The sequence below is a fragment of the Achromobacter arsenitoxydans SY8 genome (assembly GCF_000236785.1).
GTDB classification, from domain to species: domain Bacteria; phylum Pseudomonadota; class Gammaproteobacteria; order Burkholderiales; family Burkholderiaceae_B; genus Achromobacter; species Achromobacter arsenitoxydans.
Genome location: NZ_AGUF01000082.1, coordinates 1 through 16697, shown reverse-complemented (window position 1 = coordinate 16697; position 16697 = coordinate 1). Strand labels below are relative to the sequence as shown.

Annotated in this window: 18 protein-coding genes and 1 tRNA gene; 5 read left to right on the top strand and 14 right to left on the bottom strand. The window is 65.1% G+C overall.

The genetic code is table 11. The features are described from left to right. The first annotated feature begins 33 nt into the window (after positions 1-33). A complete protein-coding gene (locus KYC_RS25200) occupies positions 34-993 on the top strand; it encodes a tripartite tricarboxylate transporter substrate binding protein (protein ID WP_008167802.1) in 960 nt (319 codons plus the stop codon). Between the two features lie 9 nt (positions 994-1002). Here KYC_RS25200 and KYC_RS25195 read toward each other — a convergent pair whose 3' ends face one another. The 4 genes from KYC_RS25195 to KYC_RS25180 form a co-directional block, all read right to left on the bottom strand. After that, positions 1003-1626: a glutathione S-transferase family protein gene (locus KYC_RS25195; RefSeq protein WP_008167799.1), complete on the bottom strand. Its 624-nt coding sequence runs from the start codon at positions 1624-1626 to the stop codon at positions 1003-1005. 18 nt (positions 1627-1644) lie between these two features. Continuing rightward, a complete protein-coding gene (ampD, locus tag KYC_RS25190) occupies positions 1645-2223 on the bottom strand; it encodes a 1,6-anhydro-N-acetylmuramyl-L-alanine amidase AmpD (RefSeq protein ID WP_008167797.1) in 579 nt (192 codons plus the stop codon). Positions 2224-2333: 110 nt separating this feature from the next. Next, positions 2334-2597 carry a PP0621 family protein gene (locus KYC_RS25185; RefSeq protein ID WP_008167796.1) on the bottom strand — a complete coding sequence of 88 codons (264 nt, stop codon included), beginning with the start codon at positions 2595-2597 and terminating at the stop codon, positions 2334-2336. A gap of 1 nt (position 2598) precedes the next feature. After that, positions 2599-3441, bottom strand: a complete 843-nt coding sequence (locus KYC_RS25180; RefSeq protein WP_043519231.1) for a cytochrome C assembly family protein — start codon at positions 3439-3441, stop codon at positions 2599-2601. 106 nt (positions 3442-3547) lie between these two features. Here KYC_RS25180 and ffh point away from each other — a divergent pair, with 106 nt between their 5' ends. Continuing rightward, on the top strand, positions 3548-4954 hold the full coding sequence (ffh, locus tag KYC_RS25175; RefSeq protein WP_008167791.1) for a signal recognition particle protein: 1407 nt from the start codon (positions 3548-3550) through the stop codon (positions 4952-4954). A gap of 116 nt (positions 4955-5070) precedes the next feature. On the opposite strand, the gene lysM is transcribed toward ffh, so the two are convergent. The 5 genes from lysM to trmB all read right to left on the bottom strand — a co-directional run bounded on the left by lysM (position 5071) and on the right by trmB (position 8138). Beyond that, on the bottom strand, positions 5071-5517 hold the full coding sequence (gene lysM / locus KYC_RS25170) for a peptidoglycan-binding protein LysM (protein ID WP_008167789.1): 447 nt from the start codon (positions 5515-5517) through the stop codon (positions 5071-5073). A gap of 43 nt (positions 5518-5560) precedes the next feature. Next, entirely contained in the window at positions 5561-5878 is a 318-nt protein-coding gene (locus KYC_RS25165; RefSeq protein WP_008167787.1) for a hypothetical protein, read from the bottom strand. Positions 5879-6172: 294 nt separating this feature from the next. Continuing rightward, positions 6173-6373 carry a sulfur carrier protein ThiS gene (gene thiS, locus KYC_RS25160; RefSeq protein WP_008167785.1) on the bottom strand — a complete coding sequence of 67 codons (201 nt, stop codon included), beginning with the start codon at positions 6371-6373 and terminating at the stop codon, positions 6173-6175. Between the two features lie 11 nt (positions 6374-6384). Beyond that, positions 6385-7326: a prolyl aminopeptidase gene (pip, locus tag KYC_RS25155; protein WP_008167783.1), complete on the bottom strand. Its 942-nt coding sequence runs from the start codon at positions 7324-7326 to the stop codon at positions 6385-6387. After that, positions 7326-8138 carry a tRNA (guanosine(46)-N7)-methyltransferase TrmB gene (gene trmB / locus KYC_RS25150; RefSeq protein WP_008167782.1) on the bottom strand — a complete coding sequence of 271 codons (813 nt, stop codon included), beginning with the start codon at positions 8136-8138 and terminating at the stop codon, positions 7326-7328. The genes pip and trmB overlap by 1 nt, the downstream gene beginning before the upstream one ends. Positions 8139-8433: 295 nt before the next feature. Here trmB and KYC_RS25145 point away from each other — a divergent pair. Then, a tRNA-Gly gene (locus tag KYC_RS25145) sits at positions 8434-8507 on the top strand. A 122-nt stretch (positions 8508-8629) separates the two neighbouring features. Here KYC_RS25145 and KYC_RS25140 read toward each other — a convergent pair. The 5 genes from KYC_RS25140 to KYC_RS25125 form a co-directional block, all read right to left on the bottom strand. After that, positions 8630-9901 (bottom strand): type II toxin-antitoxin system HipA family toxin, encoded by a 1272-nt coding sequence (locus KYC_RS25140; RefSeq protein WP_008167780.1) that lies wholly within the window; start codon positions 9899-9901, stop codon positions 8630-8632. Further along, positions 9898-10449, bottom strand: coding sequence for a helix-turn-helix domain-containing protein (locus tag KYC_RS29080; protein ID WP_008167777.1), 552 nt, complete (start codon positions 10447-10449; stop codon positions 9898-9900). The genes KYC_RS25140 and KYC_RS29080 overlap by 4 nt, the downstream gene beginning before the upstream one ends. Positions 10450-10667: 218 nt before the next feature. Continuing rightward, positions 10668-10853, bottom strand: coding sequence for a hypothetical protein (locus KYC_RS25135; RefSeq protein ID WP_008167775.1), 186 nt, complete (start codon positions 10851-10853; stop codon positions 10668-10670). A gap of 19 nt (positions 10854-10872) precedes the next feature. Next, the gene (locus KYC_RS25130) at positions 10873-12711 is read right to left on the bottom strand and encodes an ABC transporter ATP-binding protein (RefSeq protein ID WP_008167773.1); all 1839 of its coding nucleotides are present in this window, start codon (positions 12709-12711) and stop codon (positions 10873-10875) included. Between the two features lie 137 nt (positions 12712-12848). Beyond that, positions 12849-13757, bottom strand: a complete 909-nt coding sequence (locus tag KYC_RS25125; RefSeq protein WP_008167771.1) for a LysR substrate-binding domain-containing protein — start codon at positions 13755-13757, stop codon at positions 12849-12851. Between the two features lie 143 nt (positions 13758-13900). Here KYC_RS25125 and KYC_RS25120 point away from each other — a divergent pair, with 143 nt between their 5' ends. Both KYC_RS25120 and KYC_RS25115 read left to right on the top strand, forming a co-directional pair. Then, the gene (locus KYC_RS25120; protein ID WP_043519230.1) at positions 13901-14887 is read left to right on the top strand and encodes a Bug family tripartite tricarboxylate transporter substrate binding protein; all 987 of its coding nucleotides are present in this window, start codon (positions 13901-13903) and stop codon (positions 14885-14887) included. A 28-nt stretch (positions 14888-14915) separates the two neighbouring features. Beyond that, positions 14916-16325 carry an amidase family protein gene (locus KYC_RS25115; protein ID WP_008167768.1) on the top strand — a complete coding sequence of 470 codons (1410 nt, stop codon included), beginning with the start codon at positions 14916-14918 and terminating at the stop codon, positions 16323-16325. Positions 16326-16697 lie beyond the last annotated feature (372 nt).

Sequence of the window (16697 nt, the reverse complement as noted above, 5' to 3'; positions counted from 1 at the left end):
TCGGCCGATTACATATCGCTTGGAGACAACAACATGTTTTTATCGTGCAAGACCTTCGCGCGCGCCGCGCTGTCCGTCGCGGGCCTGTGCGCCGCATTGCCCGCCTGGGCCTGGCCCGATCGCCCCATCGAACTGGTGGTCGGCTTTGCGCCCGGCGGCGGCACCGACCTGACGGCGCGCTCGCTGGCGGTCTTCCTGGAAAAGGAGCTGGGCACGACCGTGGTGGTGCAGAACAAGCCGGGCGCGTCCAGCGCCATCGCGCTGTCCTACGTGGCGCGCGCCAAGCCCGACGGCTACACGCTGGCGATGACGAACATGCCGGGCCTGGTGTCCCTGCCGATCGAGCGCAAGGCGGGCTTTACCGGCGGCGACTTTACCTATCTGGCCAACCTGGTGCGCGATCCCAGCGCGTTCAGCGTGTCCAGCGACAGCCCCTACAAGACGCTTGAGGCGCTGGTCGCCGCAGCCAAGGAAAGGCCCGATGCGGTTAGCTACGGATCGACGGGCGTGGGCACGGACGACCATCTGGCGCTGGTGCTGTTCCAGGCGCAGACCGGCACGAAGCTGAACCATGTGCCCTATAACGGCGCCGGTCCGCTGCGCAGCTCGGTGCTGGGCGGGCACACCGTCATTGGCGGCCTGAACCTGGGCGAAGTCATGCCCTACAACGGCAAGAACATGCGGGTGCTGGCGCAGGCGAGCGAAAAGCGTTCGCCGCTGGGGCCGGACGTGCCGACGTTCAAGGAACTGGGGGTGAACCTGGTGTTCGCGTCGGAACGCGGCATCGTCGCGCCCAAGGACCTGCCCGCCGACGTGTCCGACAAGCTGCGCCGCGCGCTGGGCAAGGTGGCCGCCAACCCGGAATTCCAGGCCCAGATGAAGCAGCAATTCACCGAGATGGACTACGTGGACGGGCCGCAGTGGCAGGAGCGTCTGAAGGGCGACGACGCGCGCCTGCGCCAGATCTGGGCGCAGACGCCGTGGGTCGAATAGGCCGCGGGCTTATTCCAGCGGCAGCGTCAGCACGCCCTGCGGCGCGGGACGCATCATGACGCGGCGGTACCAGGCCGACAGCGCCGGCGTGTCGGGACGCTCGATCGGCAGGGCCAGCCAGCGATGCGCGGAGCTGACCAGGGCGATGTCGCCCATGGTCAGGTGGCGGCCAGCGATGAACTCGCGGCCTTTCAGGGCCTGGTCCAGGATCAGGGCGCGCGCGTTCGAACGCTTGATGGAGTTTTCGATCGCGGCCTTGTCGCGCTTGTCTTCGGGCGTACGGATCAGGCCCAGGAAGGCGGGGACCATGGCGGGCTGCCATTCGGTCGCCTGCCAGTCCATCCAGCGGTCGGCGTCGGCGCGCAGGCAGACGTCTTCGGGCCACAGCGTGCCCACGCCGTAGCGCGCGGCCAGGTAGCGCACGATGGCGTTGGATTCCCACAGCACAAAGCCGCCGTCGTCGATGACGGGGACCAGGCGGTTGGGGTTGAGCTTGGCGGCGTAGTCCTCGGTGTCGACCACGCCGAACGGACCGCCCGCCTGGACAAAGGTGTGCGGCAGGGCCAGCTCGCGCACGGCCAGCATCACTTTCTGAACGTTGACGGAAGTCAGGCGTCCCCAGATCTTCAACATAGCCAATCCTTGTAAGTGTCAGACCGGCGGCAATTGCCGCCGTGCAAAACCGCTGTTGCGCGAAAAGCGCGTCCAGTCAAAGGCAGGCCCGGGGTCGGTCTTGCGGCCCGGGGCGATGTGTTCGTGTCCCCAGGCGGCAACCAGGGGATAGCGCGTTCGCAGCACGGGCGCCAGCCTGCGCAGCGCCGCGTATTGCTCGTCAGTGTAGGGCAGCGTGTCCGTGCCTTCCAGTTCGATGCCGATGGAAAAGTCGTTGCAGCGTTCACGGCCCGCAAACCGCGACACGCCGGCATGCCAGGCGCGGCGGTCGGTGGAAACGAACTGCACGATGCGGCCGTCGCGGCGTATGAAGAAGTGCGCCGATACCCGCAGGCCCCGCAGGCGTTCCAGCCACGGGTGCGAGCCGTAATCCAGCGTGTTCAGGAACAGTCCGGCAACCTCGGGGCCGCCGAACTGTCCCGGCGGCAGGCTGATGTTGTGCAGCACCAGTAGGGACACCTGCGCGCCGGCGGGGCGGGCGTCGCAATTGGGCGAGGGCAGCAGGGAAACGCCCGGAGCCGGCGCCAGCCAGCCATGTCGATCCAGAAGCAAAGGCATAGGGAGGAAGCATGTGAGGATTCCGACATGCATTATGCCGTGCGTCCAGGCAATGCCCTAGCCGGCGCGCAGGCGGACGCGCCGGCCGGCGGAAAGCGGCCTTGCCGGACTCAGCGCCTGGCCGGACCCAGGCGCGCGTGGTCGGCGCTGCACCAGGTCTGGCCGTTCTGCAGCAGGGCCTCGGAACGGGGCAGGTGGATGCCGCAGTGGGCGCAGCGCACCATGGATTCCAGCGGCTTGGGCTGCGCGGGGGCCTGCTTTTTGTCTTTGCCGGATGGCGCGCCGGACTGGCGCTGGGCGGCCATGCGGCCGGCGATGCGGGCGACGAACAGCACCAGGATGATCAGAACGATCCAGAACAGCAACTTGCCCACGTCAGCCTCGATGCAGAATCATTTCCAGCACGAACCGGCTGCCGGTGTAGGCCAGAATCAGAAAACCAAAACCCGTCAGGGTCCAGCGCAGCGCGACGCGGCCGCGCCAGCCCCAGATGTGCCGTCCCGCCAGCAGCACGCCGAAAGTCAGCCACGACAGCAGGGTGAAGACGGTCTTGTGGTCGAACGGCAAAACCTTGCCCGTGAGCTTCATGGACGCAACCGAGCCCGAGCCCACGGCCAGCGTCAGCACGACGAAGCCGATCCAGATGATGCGGAACAGCAGCTGTTCCTGCACCAGCAGGGGCGGCTGGGAGTCCAGGACGCGGCCGATGATGCTGCGTTGGGCGGGGGCGTCCAGGGGGCGATGCAGGTGGCGGTCCAGCAGGGCCATCATCATGGCGTGCAGGGCCGCGATGGTGATCAGGCCGTAGGCGGCCAGGGCGATCAGCAGGTGAGCGCGCAGCCAGGGATCTTCGGCATGGGGCACGAATTGCCCCTGTGGAAAGAGGGCGGCCAGGCCGCTTGCCAGGGCCGCGGCGGGCAGAAGCAGCAATTGCAGGCCGTCGATGCGCACCAGCAGGCTTTCCAGCCAGAAAACCACCATGCCCAGCCAGATGGCCGCGGACAGGGCCAGCGCCCATCCGATGAACAGATGCTGGGCGCCCAGCATCGACTGTTGCAGCCCGATTCCATGGAGAACCAGGGCTCCCAGCAGGCACAGACGGGCAATTTTGCCGGTCTGTTCCACTTCCCCGGCGCCGGCCAGGCGGGTCCAGAGCGACCCCCCGAGCACTGCGTACGCCAAGGCAGCCGCTGTGTGAAATACAATGCCTAGTGACATAGAAACCGTTGTCTGGATGGGGCCTTGGGGTGCACGTCACCCGAAAGCGCAGAATCCGCGCCTGCGGCCACCGTTCAATCAACTAGTTTAAGCGGAAACGCCTCTCATGCTCGATAACCTAACTCAACGCCTGTCGCGCGTCGTCAAGACGCTGCGCGGGGAAGCCCGCCTGACCGAGGCCAATACCCAGGAGATGCTGCGCGAAGTGCGCATGGCGCTGCTGGAAGCCGACGTGGCGCTGCCCGTCGTGCGCGAGTTCGTCGCGCGCGTGAAAGATAAGGCGCTGGGCGAAGAGGTCGCCTCCAGCCTCAGCCCGGGCCAGGCCCTGGTGGGCGTCGTCCACAAGGAACTGACCGCCCTGATGGGCGGCGACCTGGGCGCCGATTCCAACGAACTGTCGCTGGCCGTGCAGCCGCCCGCCGTCATTCTCATGGCGGGCCTGCAGGGCGCCGGCAAGACCACCACCACCGGCAAGCTGGCGCGCTGGCTGTCTGAAGGCCAGCACACGCAGCACGGCCGCAAGACCGGCAAGAAGAAAGTGCTGGTGGTGTCCGCCGACGTCTACCGTCCGGCCGCTATCGACCAGCTGAAGACCGTCGCCGCGCAGGTCGGCGTGGACTTCCTGCCGTCCGATCCCAGCCAGAAACCTGAAGACATCGCGCGCGGCGCGGTGGACCACGCCCGCCGCCACCACTACGACGTGCTCATCCTGGACACGGCCGGCCGCCTGGGCATCGACGAGGCCATGATGCGCGAAATCCGCGCGCTCCATGACCTGGTCAAGCCGGTGGAAACGCTGTTCGTGGTGGACGCCATGCAGGGCCAGGACGCGGTCAACACCGCGCGCGCCTTTGCCGACGCGCTGCCCCTGACCGGCGTGGTGCTGACCAAGCTGGACGGCGACGCCCGCGGCGGCGCCGCCCTGTCGGTGCGCCACGTCACGGGCAAGCCGCTCAAGTTCGTCGGCGTCTCGGAAAAGCTGGACGGCCTGGAGCCGTTCTACCCCGACCGCATGGCGCAGCGCGTGCTGGGCATGGGCGACATCGTGTCGCTGGTGGAGCAGGCGCAGAAGAATATCGACATCGCCGAAGCCCAGAAGCTGGCCTCGAAGATCAAGTCGGGCAACAAGTTCGACCTGAACGACTTCCGCGATCAGCTTGGCCAAGTGAAGAAGCTGGGCGACATGGGTTCGCTGCTTGAAAAGCTGCCCGCCCAGTTCCAGCAGGCCGCGGGCCAGTTGCAGGGCGGCCAGGCCGAAAAGCAGCTGCGCCGCACCGAAGGCATCCTGAATTCCATGACCGCCGCCGAACGCGCCAAGCCCGAACTCATCAAGGCCTCGCGCAAGCGCCGCATCGCGGCCGGCTCCGGCGTGCCGGTGCAGGAGGTCAACCGCCTGCTGGCCCAGTTCGAGCAGATGCAGGGCATGATGAAGCAGATGAAGAAGGGCGGCATGGCGAAGATGATGCGCGCCATGGGCGGGATGAAGGGGCTGGGCAGGTTCGGGATGAAGTAAAAAAATGGCCAGACATTGCGTCTGGCCAAGCAATCGCGGCCGGCAGGGGGCGCCGTGCCGCGACACAAACCGGAAAACGCATGGGTGTTCTCCGGGTTGTCGGTAATCGGCGCCGCTTACGACAGCGGCGGAATGCGCAGCACCTGGCCCGGGTAGATCTTGTCGGGGCTGGTCAGCATGGGCTTGTTGGCCTCGAAGATCAGCGAGTTCTTGGCGCCCTGGCCCTTGCCGTATTGCGCCTCGGCGATCTTCCACAGGTTGTCGCCCTTCTGCACCGTGTACATCTTGGCTTCGGGCGTGGCCTGCTTGACCTTCAACTGGTTGTCCACCGCGGCCACGCCCACGGTGTTGCCCAGCGCCAGCGAGATCTTCTCGGCGTCTTCCGTGCTCAACGCCTCGCCCGCGACGGTGACCTTGTCGCCGTCCACCGAGATTTGCAGGCCATCCGCGTTCAGGCCGTGCTTATCGAGCTCTTTCTTCAGTTCGTCAGCCGTCGCGGCCTTGGCCTCGCTGGCGCCGAAGAGCTTTTCTCCAACGTCCTTGATGAAATTGAGCAGACCCATAGTGTTTCCTTTAACGATGTTGCAGTGAGAAAACCAAGCCTTGTCAGGGCGCGCGGCCCACAAGCATTTTTTTCACGATGCCGACAATCAGCGTGAGCACGGCGCCGCCTACGCCGCCGCCAACCACGCTGCCTGCGATCGCGGAAAGATCGAGACCCGCATTGCCCGCGGCGACCGCGCCAGCGCCGGCGGTGATCATCGGGGCCAGCCAGGATCCGCCGGCCAGGCCGCCGATGGCGCCCGCGATGGTGTTGCCCGCGGTGCCCAGGTTGAACTGCTGGAGCATTTTGCCCAGTCCATTGCCCCCGGCTGCGCCGGCGACAAGCTGGATGATCAGGTTGATGATGACCGCAGTGTTCATGATGCCTCCTCTGCCCGGATGGGCGATGTGCAACGCTAGAACAGCAACAGGACAACGGTGGTACGCCAGCAGGAACGATTATGACTCGCACATTCGCCGGGCGACGAGGGGTTAACGTGTAACAGGTTGCTAGCCTCTTGCCAGACTACGCAACAATGCTGGCTACTTCGAAGGGCGTTGGTATCCGTGGGTTTACGCCCACTCGTACGCGGGGCTGCATGCAAAAAGGCCGCTGATGTCAGCGGCCTTTTTTTGCGTTGCCACGGCGCGCCAATGCGCCGCAAATGCGAGGCGTCAGCCGCCACCCACGGCGACCACGATTTCGACCTGGTCGCCATCCGATAGCGCGGTTTGCGCATGCAGGCTCTTGGGCACGATTTCGCCGTTGCGTTCGACGGCCACGCGCTTGCCGGCGTAGCCCAGGGTTTCAAGCAATTCGTTCACCGTGGTGTCCAGCGGGAATTCGCGGGCGTCTCCGTTCAGGGTGATATGCATGACAGGTCTCCTCACTGTTTTGCGTAGGCGTCGGTGGCGGCGATCAGGCGCGCCAGCGTGCCGGGTTCGTCAAACGCGTGGCCGGCGTCGGGCACCAGGTGGAAATGCGCTTCGGGCCAGGCGCGATGCAGGTCCCACGCGGTGCGCGCGGGCGTGCAGACATCGTAGCGGCCTTGCACGATGGTGCCGGGGATGCCGCGCAATTTGTGCGCGTCTCGGATCAATTGGCCTTCTTCCATGAAGCCGGCGTTGAAGAAGTAGTGGTTTTCAATGCGCGCAAAGGCCAGCGCGGCGCGGTCGGCGGCGTGGCTTTGCTGGTGGCGCGGGCTGGGCAGCAGCGTGATGGTGCTGTCTTCCCATTTGCTCCAGGCCTTGGCGGCGCGCAATTGCTCGGCGGGATCGTTGCCCGTCAGGCGCTTGTGATAGGCAGTGACCAGGTCGCCGCGTTCGTCTTCGGGGATCGGCGCCAGGTACTCTTCCCAGCGGTCGGGGAACAGCCACGATGCGCCTTCCTGGTAGAACCACTGGATTTCGGCGCGACGCAGGCCGAAGATGCCGCGCAGCACCAGTTCGCTGGTGTGCGTGGGATGCGTTTCCGAATAGGCCAGCGCCAGGGTCGAACCCCAGGATCCGCCGAACACCAGCCATTGTTCGGCGCCCATGACTTCGGTGCGCAGGCGCTCGATGTCGGCGACCAGGTGCCAAGTGGTGTTGTTGTCCAGGCTGGCATGCGGCAGCGAACGGCCGCAGCCGCGCTGGTCGAACAGCAGCACGTTGTAGCGTTGCGGATCGAACAGTTGGCGATGCAGGGGCGAGCAGCCGCTGCCGGGCCCGCCATGCAGGAATACGGCGGGCTTCCCGTTGGGGTTGCCGCACATTTCCCAATAGAGCTGGTGGCCGTCTCCGGTGTCCAGCATGCCATGGCGGTAAGGTTCGATCGGCGGATAGAGCATCAGGCGACTCGCTTGAAGATCAGGTCCCAGACGCCGTGGCCCAGGCGCAGGCCGCGTGTCTCGAATTTGGTCAGGGGGCGGTAATCGGGGCGGGGGGCGTAGCCATCCACCGTGTTTTTCAGCTGCGGTTCGCCGCCCAGCACTTCCAGCATCTGCACCGCGTAGTCTTCCCAGTCGGTGGCGCAGTGGATGTACCCGCCCGGCGCGATGCGGCTGGCCAGGAGCGAAATAAAGGCGGGCTGGATCAGGCGGCGCTTGTGGTGGCGCTTCTTGGGCCACGGATCCGGAAAATAGATGTGCACGCCGGCCAGCGAGTCGGGAGCGATCATGTCGCGCACCACTTCCACGGCGTCGTGCTGGATGATGCGCAGGTTCGGGATGCTGGAATCTTCGATGCGGCGCAGCAGCGAACCCACGCCCGCGTTAAAGACTTCCACGCCCAGGAAGTTGTCGCCGGGGCGGGCCAGCGCGATCTTCTCGGTGGTCTCGCCCATGCCGAAGCCGATTTCCAGCACCGTCGGGGCCTGCCGGCCGAAGGCGGTGGCCGGATCCAGGCGGCGCGGGGCGTAGGGGATGGACCACTGGCCCATCAGGCGTTCCAGCGCGGCCAACTGGCCCTGGGTGATGTGGCCGCGGCGATGCACGAAACTGCGGATGTGGGTGGCGCCGGGGCTGTTGGGCGCGTGGGCGGTGCTGGCCAGCGCGGCCTGGGTTTCCGGGGAAACGGGGGCGGGCGCGGCGTCGGAGGCGGGCGTTGCGGAGGGCGTCACGGGCGGATTCGCGGGCGTGTCCGCGGGATTATTCGTATTCATAGCCCGAATTGTAGTGGCAGGCTCGTCGGCGCGGAGTCGGCCATAGGGACTAAAATAGGGACAGATTTATCCCGCCAGGCCCCGGCCATCGTTTCAGCCCGGCCCGATTTGCGCCATAGGCCCTTTTCATGAACCTGGCCCGCTGTGGCAAAGTGGTCAAGGCCGCGAACATCACATTGAATTCATCCCGCCCGGTTTGCGGCGGAAGGGGGCGGCTTGCGTTGCCGCTCCGCCCGAAAAAAGCCGCGCTATAATCGCGGCTCTGCCCGGCCCATGGCCGCGGCACGACACCCGAGCGGGTGTAGTTCAATGGTAGAACGGCAGCTTCCCAAGCTTCATACGAGGGTTCGATTCCCTTCACCCGCTCCACACGCACATTGTCCGTAGGCGTGTGCTCAACGAAAGTCAGGCAAGCAACGGCCGATCTCGTTCGGCAGCTATTCCGAAGTCTCGCTGCGATCTAAAGGGTTCAGCACCGGGGCTGTGATAGATCAACCGTTTGCAGCTCGAAAGGCCTCTCCCATCCGCTCTTGCTCGCGCGCCGGTAGGCCCAGTTCTCTGGCCACGGTTCGCCACTGGCTAACGATTGCCTGGAACTCTTCGATGATTTCATCGGCCTCGTGTAGATCCAATCGAAAGTACGCTGCGACTTCGCGGGCCAACTCCAGATCTAACGCATTGTCCACTTCGGTGATGTTGAGCTTTAGGCCGTCGGCAAAGGGCACCGGGTTCATGTCGTAGGCTTCAGAGAGGCGCCACCCAGCCCCAGGCACCAGGATGAATCCGTGATTGCGTAGGTGATCATCCGTGTTGGAGACGAGAATGTTGAAGACGATTCGTGACCATAGCTCGCGGAGGTCTGCGTTGGTCCGGGAGCCATACCTGATAAGGACCTCAGCCAGCTCCAGGTAGCTGACTCCAGTCGACGCATCATCACCATCGACATGACCAGTCATGGTCATTGCGGAGGCAAAGTGCAACCGTCGCCCTTCATCGGTGCGATCAAACCGCCGCACCATGAAGCAGTGGTATTCACTCGCAAATTTCCGCGCTTCAGCGGCCGCTACATTCAGCCCGCAACCGACCGCCAGGGCATTGACGACCATCTCCCATCCACCGACGTCATAGTCATCGCGAGCGCTCGGAAATTTGGCGATGTACAAGTGTCCCTGTTCATCAGCCACGCTTGCCTTGGGCCTGGCGCCACCCAGGGAGCCGCCGGGAGCGATCAGCATTCTCAGCCAATCCTGGCCTTGTTGAGCTTCGTCGTTCGGATCTTCCTCGAGCGCCCGGCTCGCTTGTTCCAGTGCTCGAATCTCGGCAAAAGGAGGGGCCGCTAGTCCAACCGTGTTATCGAGAAATTCGCCTTCATCTTCTCGCTTGTAGCGCAAGGCGCCAACGCGGTAGAGATCGTGCACGCCAAGCAGGTAGTCCGTTTCATACAGTCGAGTGCCGGCGGCCCGCATACCTGTGCGAATATCCCGTGCGAGGCGACGGTCCATAAGCAGACGGCCCCACCGATCAGGGCTGGAGTCAGCGAACACGCCGAATCTGTCCTGGGGCGCGGTGGGATACTGGGGCCCGTCGAACAGGAAGATCTTTGGGTCAAGAACCAGATGTCCAATGACGGGGTCTGCAAGCGCTGCAGGGTCGTACTGAAATTCAAACGTCTCGTGCGCACGAGTCCTGCGGGAGTTCAGAACACCGACTCGCTGAGGTCGCGGCAGGCCATCCCAATCTGCATACACTCCGATCATCGTCATGTTTTGTCGTCCTCCTTTCGCTTCTTGGAAGAGGGCTTCAAGAGAGAAGCAAGATTCTTTGAGGTCGCTCGAGAGTCTCCAACAGCGGGTCGGTGGGAGTCGACATAGGTACCGCCGCTTGGCTCATTAACGACGCTGTTTGATCTTTTTCCACTTTCTTTGCGAGTGGGCGGTTTGTCGTTTGTCTTTCCCGCGCGAGACTCACCACCTCTCTCGCTCCGGCCAGCCTTGGGAGGAATGGATGGCGGTGTGGCTCTTGCCGGCACAAGGCGTGCGTCCTGAAGTCGGCGGCCAAGCTCATCGTCGGCGCCGAGCATGGCGAGGTCTTTTTCAATGCCGAGGACTTGCATGACGGATAGGTAGGCGCCTATGGTCACTCCCGGCCCCCCTGACTCCAGTGAGCGCAGTGTCATCGGCGACATCCCGGCGCGCTCCGCCACTTGCTTGGCGGTGATCCTGCGGCGCAGACGCGCAAGTTTGAGCCGCTCGCCAAATTCTGCGAGCAGCTTTTGGGTCGCCGGCATGAGGGGGGCGGTTTTCTTCGCCATGGCGATAATATTCCTGCATTTTTATGCCGATATCGCCAAAATATTAGCATCTTGGTGGCTAGTGTTCCACTGGCTCAGACTTCGGCATTGATGTCGGATTTGCTGAAAGCGCCAATATTTCGTCAGAATATTGATGAAAGTGTAAAAATATTGGCACTTTTGTCGAGGGGTGAGTGTCGTCAGTGTTAGTTCGTCCTGACAACTCCATTGGCCTCGCATCAGGTGAGCGCCAACACAAACCCTAGCACCGCCACGGTCATCAATCCGCCAGCAACCGCCGCCGATGGCCGATAGTCCGGCCCCGACCCCTTGTCTTTGAACTGGAACGGCCGTGCAACGCTGACGTATAAGCTGGCCGCCAAAGCGGCGGCGGCTGCGAAGCCCCACACGTAGGCAAGCATCATGGCTCCCGGGCAAGGGCGTTCACTGCATCAGCTCCTCGGCCAGGAACCCCCCGCTCTGATGCCGCCACAGCCGCGCGTACACGCCGCCCAGCTCCAGCAGTTCCGCATGGCTGCCCTGTTCGATGATGCGGCCCTCATCCATGACGATGAGGCGGTCCATGGCGGCGATGGTGGACAGCCGGTGCGCGATCGCAATGACCGTCTTGCCTTCCATCACTTCGTCCAGGCTTTCCTGGATGGCTGCTTCCACTTCAGAGTCGAGGGCGCTGGTGGCTTCGTCCAGCAGCAGGATGGGGGCGTTCTTGAGCATGACGCGGGCGATGGCGATCCGTTGGCGCTGGCCGCCGGAGAGCTTGACGCCGCGTTCGCCGACCAGGGTGTCGTAGCCCCGGTTGCCATGGTTGTCGCTCAATTGCTGGATGAACTCGTCGGCCTGGGCGCGGGCCGCGGCCGCCTGGATCTCGGCGCGATCCGCATCGGGGCGGCCGTAGGCAATGTTGTCGCAAATGGACCGGTGCAGCAGCGAGGTGTCCTGGGTGACCATGCCGATGGCGCCGCGCAAGCTGTCCTGGGTGACCCGGGAGATGTCCTGGCCGTCGATGCGGATGGCGCCGCGGTCGACGTCGTAGAAGCGCAGCAGCAGGTTGATGAGCGTGGATTTGCCGGCCCCGGAGCGGCCGACCAGGCCGATTTTCTCGCCGGGGCGCACGGTGAGGCTCAGGCCATCGAGCACCTGGCGTTCGTTGTTGTAGTTGAAGAAGACGTTGTCGAATTCAACTTTGCCGCGGGTGACGTGCAGCGGCGCCGCATCGGGCGCATCCTGCACTTTGGGCGGGTGGGTCAGGGTGCCGATGCCGTCCTGAACGGTGCCGATGTTTTCGAAGAGCGACGTCATCTGCCACATGATCCAGTGCGACATGCCGTTGACCCGCAGCGCCATGGCGGACACGGCCGCGACGGCGCCGGTGCCGATTTCGTTGCCGTGCCACAGCCACAGGGCGTAGCCGCCCGCGGAGAAGATCAGCGCGGTGGCGAGCACCTGGTTGAAGATCTCGAACTGGCTGACCAGGCGCATCTGGCGATAGCCGGTTTCCTTGAAGTCCTCCATGGCGGCGCGCGCAAAGCGCGCTTCACGGTTGGTATGCGAGAACAGCTTGACGGTGGTGATGTTGGTGTAGGCGTCGGTGACCCGGCCCGTCATGGATGAGCGCGCGTGCGCCTGCTCTTTGCCGACCTTGCCCAGGCGCGGCACGAAGTACATCATGATCAGGCCGTAGAGCGCCATCCAGGCAATAAAGGGCAGCATCAGGCGCAGGTCGAATCCGCCCGCCAGCGCGACGATGGCGAAGAAGTAGACGGCGATGCCCAGCACGATTTCGCAGAAGGTGAGCAGCACTTCGCGCACCGCCAGGGCGGTCTGCATGACCTTGGTGGTGACCCGGCCGGCGAACTCGTCGGAGAAGAACGACAGGCTCTGCCGCAGCATCATGCGGTGGAAGTCCCAGCGCAGGCGCAGCGGCAGGTTGATGGCCAGGATCTGGTGCTGCACCATGGTGCGCAGGCCGACCAGGACAATGCTGGCCAGCAGCACCAGGCCGATGCCCCACAGCACCTGGCGCTCGTGCGCCGATGCGGGCTGGCCCGCGTGCCAGACCCCGAGCAGGTCGACGATCTGACCCAGGAAGGCGAACAGCCAGGCTTCGTAGATGGAGACCGCGGCGCTCAGCACCGCCAGCGCGGCAATGTATCGGCGCGATCCGCGTGTGCAGAACCAGAGGAACGCGAAGAACCCCTTGGGCGGAAGGGGGGCGTTTTCGGGCGGGAACGGGTTGAGTTGGTTTTCAAATCTGCGGAACAAGGCAGAGACTCCAGGGTCGGGGGTATTGCTTGCGGGCGGGCGGCGGCGCGATGGGCGAGCGGCGGCTCGGCCGGCAGGGGGATTCTGCGACATTTAACCGCATTCAAGGATGGCGAGGTATGCCCATAAAACTCGCGCTATCCGCCCAGCGTCGCCCCGGCCACGCGCCGCCTGAAAAGGTCCGCCATGGTCGCCGCCGCAAGCGACAGCGGCGTGCCTTGCAGCGTCATGATGCCGACGCTGGCCACCGGCATGGGCGCGTCCACCCGGATCCGCCGGGCCTCGTCGCCATAGGGCTTGACGTTAAGCATGCCTGCGGGGCAGATGATGAGGGCGTCGCTGCGCGTCATCAGGCTCCACATGACGCCGAAAGTGTCGCAGTCGATGACGCGTTCGGGCGTCGGCAGGCCGTGGTCGTGCAGGCCTTGCAGAAAGGCCTCGGTATGGCTGCCGCCCGACACGTTGAGCAGCCATTCGCAGCCGCGGATGTCTTCCCAACGCCGTGCGCGCGCCAGCGGATGGCCGCGCCGGCAGGCGATCATGAATTCGAGCGGGCGCAGTTCCTCGAATTCGAACTCGTGGCCGGCGCCGCCGTCCATCATGCGCGACGCCACCGCGAAATCCAGCGCGCCATTGCGCAGCGCGGGCTGAACCGACGCCAGCAGGCCTTCCGAGACCTTGACCCTGGCCGCCGGCATGCTGGCCCGGAAATCGGCCAGGACGTCGGGCAGCACGCTAAGCATCACCATCGGCGTGACGCCGACCGCCACGCGCGCCTGGGCGCCGCTGAGCAACTGGCGGATGTCCTGACGCGCAAGCGAGAGTTGGGCCTGGGCCAGGCGCGCGCGCACCGTAAGATGTTCGCCGCATTCGGTAATGGCGATGCCCCGCGAGCTGCGCGTAAGCAGCGGCGCGTCGAGTTCGGATTCCAGTTCTTTGATGGCCTTGGTGACCGCCGCCTGGCTCAGGTGCAGGCTGCGCGCCGCGGCACGGATGCTGCGCAGTTCGGCGACTTTCAGCCATGCCCGAAGTTGATGGTCCTTCACGTGCGCGTCCCCTGACAACTAAGGGTTGTCACCTTAACAAAAATATAGCCTTCCACGCAGCGCGGGCGATCCCTAATCTAGCCAGCGACAAGGAACCGGGCGCGATCCGTAGCCCGGTCCGCGATGCCCTCAAGGAGAAAACCATGTTTGTCTTCCCCCGCCGTATCCGCCGTGTCTTATCGCTAATGCTGGCCCTGTCCGCTGCGACGGGCGCCGGCGCTGCCCGCGCCGAATGGCCGGAACGCCCCATCAAGCTCATCGTCCCGTATGTCGCGGGGTCCGGGCCCGACGTGGTGCTGCGTCCCATTGCCGACGCCCTGGGGCGGGAACTGGGTCAGCCGGTCATCGTGGACAACCGGGGCGGCGCCGGCGGCATCGTTGGCACGCAGGCGCTGGCCTCGTCGCCGCCCGACGGCTACACGATCGGCTTTGGCAACCTGGTGACGTTGGCGATCAACAAGAGCATGTACGCAAAGCTGCCCTATGACCCGCAGCGCAGCCTTGCGCCCGTCAGCCTGGCGATCAGCAATGCGCTGGTTCTCATCGCGCGCAACGACCTGCCGGCAAGCAATGTGCAGGAGCTGATCGCGTATGCCAAGACGCATCCGGGCAAGGTCAGCGTGGGGTCGCTGGGCGTGGGGTCCAGCGCCCACCTGGCCGGGGAAATGCTTAAGAGCGAAACCGGCACGACCATGCTGCATGTACCCTACAAGAGCGGCCAGCAGGCCGTGGTGGACATCGCGGGCGGGCAGCTCGACGTGATGATCGACAACGTTGCGGGCGTGCTGCCCTTCATCCGCTCGGGCCAAGTCAAGGTGCTGGGCGCCACCAGCCTGAAGCGTGTTCCGGTGCTGCCGGACGTGCCGACGCTGGACGAGTCGGGACTGAAGGGCTTCGAAGTGGTGTCGTGGGGCGGGATCGTGGTTCCCGCCGGCGCGCCCAAGCCGGTGATCGACAAGCTCAACACCGCCATCGCCAAGGCGCTTAAGGACCCGGCGGTGCTCAAGCTGAACGAAACCCTGTCGGTGGACGCGACGCCGTCCACGCCTGAGCAGTTTGCGAGTCTCATCGCGACCGAGATCCCGCGCTGGGGCGCGATGGTGAAGCAATCGGGAGCGTCGGCCGATTGATCGCATTGCCTGACGATAAGGAGACATCATGACGAACGAACTCTGGCGCTGGAGCGCGCAGGATCTTGCAAAGGCCATCCGCAACCGCGAGGTGTCGAGCCGGGAGGCCGTGCAGAGCTGCCTGGACCGGGCGCAGCAGGTCAATCCCGTTTTCAATCCGCTGACTGAGATCTATGCCGATCAGGCGCTGCGCGCCGCCGACGCGGCCGACGCTGCAGTCGCGGCAAAGCAGGAACTGGGCGCGCTGCACGGCGTGCCCGTCACGATCAAGGCCAACGCCGACCTGGCGGGCACGGCGACGACAAACGGGGTGACGGCGTATCGGGACCTGGTGGCCAGCGAGAACAATCCCGCCGTTGACAACTGGATCAAGGCGGGCGCCGTGGTCATCGGCCGCAGCAATGTGCCCGCCTTCTCATGGCGCTGGTTCACCGACAACGATCTGCACGGCCGCACCCTCAACCCGTTCGATGCCGCGCGCACGCCCGGCGGGTCCAGCGGCGGCGCGGCGGTCGCGGCCGCGCTTGGCATCGGCCCGCTGGCGCACGGCAGCGACCAGGGCGGATCTATCCGCTACCCGGCCTATGCCTGCGGCGTCGCGGGACTGCGGCCGTCGCAAGGGCGGGTGCCGGGCTACAACGCCAGCCAGTTGTCGGAACGTCCGGTGGCTTCGCAATTGGCCGCGACCCAGGGGCCATTGGGCAGGACGGTCGCCGATTTGCGGCTGGGACTGGCGGCGATGTCGGCCGGCGACTCGCGCGATCCGTGGTGGGCGCCCGCGCCGCTGGATCAGCGTCGTCCGGGCGAAAGCCGCAGGGTGGCGTTGTTTCGCGGCGCGGCGGGGTTCAAAGCCGATCCGGCCGTGGACGACGCGCTGCAGCGGTCCGCCGCGTGGCTGGAGGACGCGGGATACATCGTGGAAGAAGCGGAGCCGCCGCGCTTTGGCGAGGCCGCCGAGCTCTGGCTCAGCGTGTTGATGAACGAAGCGTCCGGCTCCATGGGCCGCGAGATCGAGCGCGCGGGCGACGCGGCCATCCAGCGCGCCTACCGGAGCATGCTGGCGCACGCGCCGCGCCTGGACAAGGACGGTTTCGTCAACGCGATGGCAATGCGCACGAGCATCCTGCGCGAATGGGGCCTGTTCTTCGATCGCTATCCGGTGCTGCTGATGCCGGTGTCGTTCGACTTGCCGTTTCGGGTGGATCAAGACCAACTGGGCGAGGACGCCATGGCGGACATGCTGCGTGCACAGAGCCCGTTGGTCTCGACCGCGATCCTGGGCTTGCCGGGCCTGTCGGTGCCGGTGGGCATGGCGGACGGCGTGCCCGTGGGCGTGCAACTGGCGGCAGCGCGTTTCAGGGAAGACCTGTGCCTGGCAGCGGGCGAGGCGGTCGAGGCGCGGGCGGCGTGGTCGGTGCTGGATCGGCTGACCGTTTGACGCCCGGCGGCCTTGCGGCGCGGGCGCAGGCGGGTCATCAGCGCCTTGCCGCTGGCGCCGCCGCACTCCTTGGCCTGGTCTTCGGGCTTGTCCTCGCGTGGCCGATGTCCCGGATGCGCATTCATCTCCACGGCCATCGTCCGCTCAATCCCCGCATTTTTCGCTTACGGAAGCTCCCAATTTAGTACTGGTCCAATTTTCAGCGTTTTGAACCATGGGCAGGATTGCGAACGGCATCCATGCACGCCCGCTCCGATCAGAGACTCGATGGACGGGTAGCTGAACAGGGAGTGAACGTTCTTATGTATAGCTGGAAAGAAACCTTCGAGCTGTGCGCGGAAAACCGCAGGTGGATCGAAAACGAATTGAAGT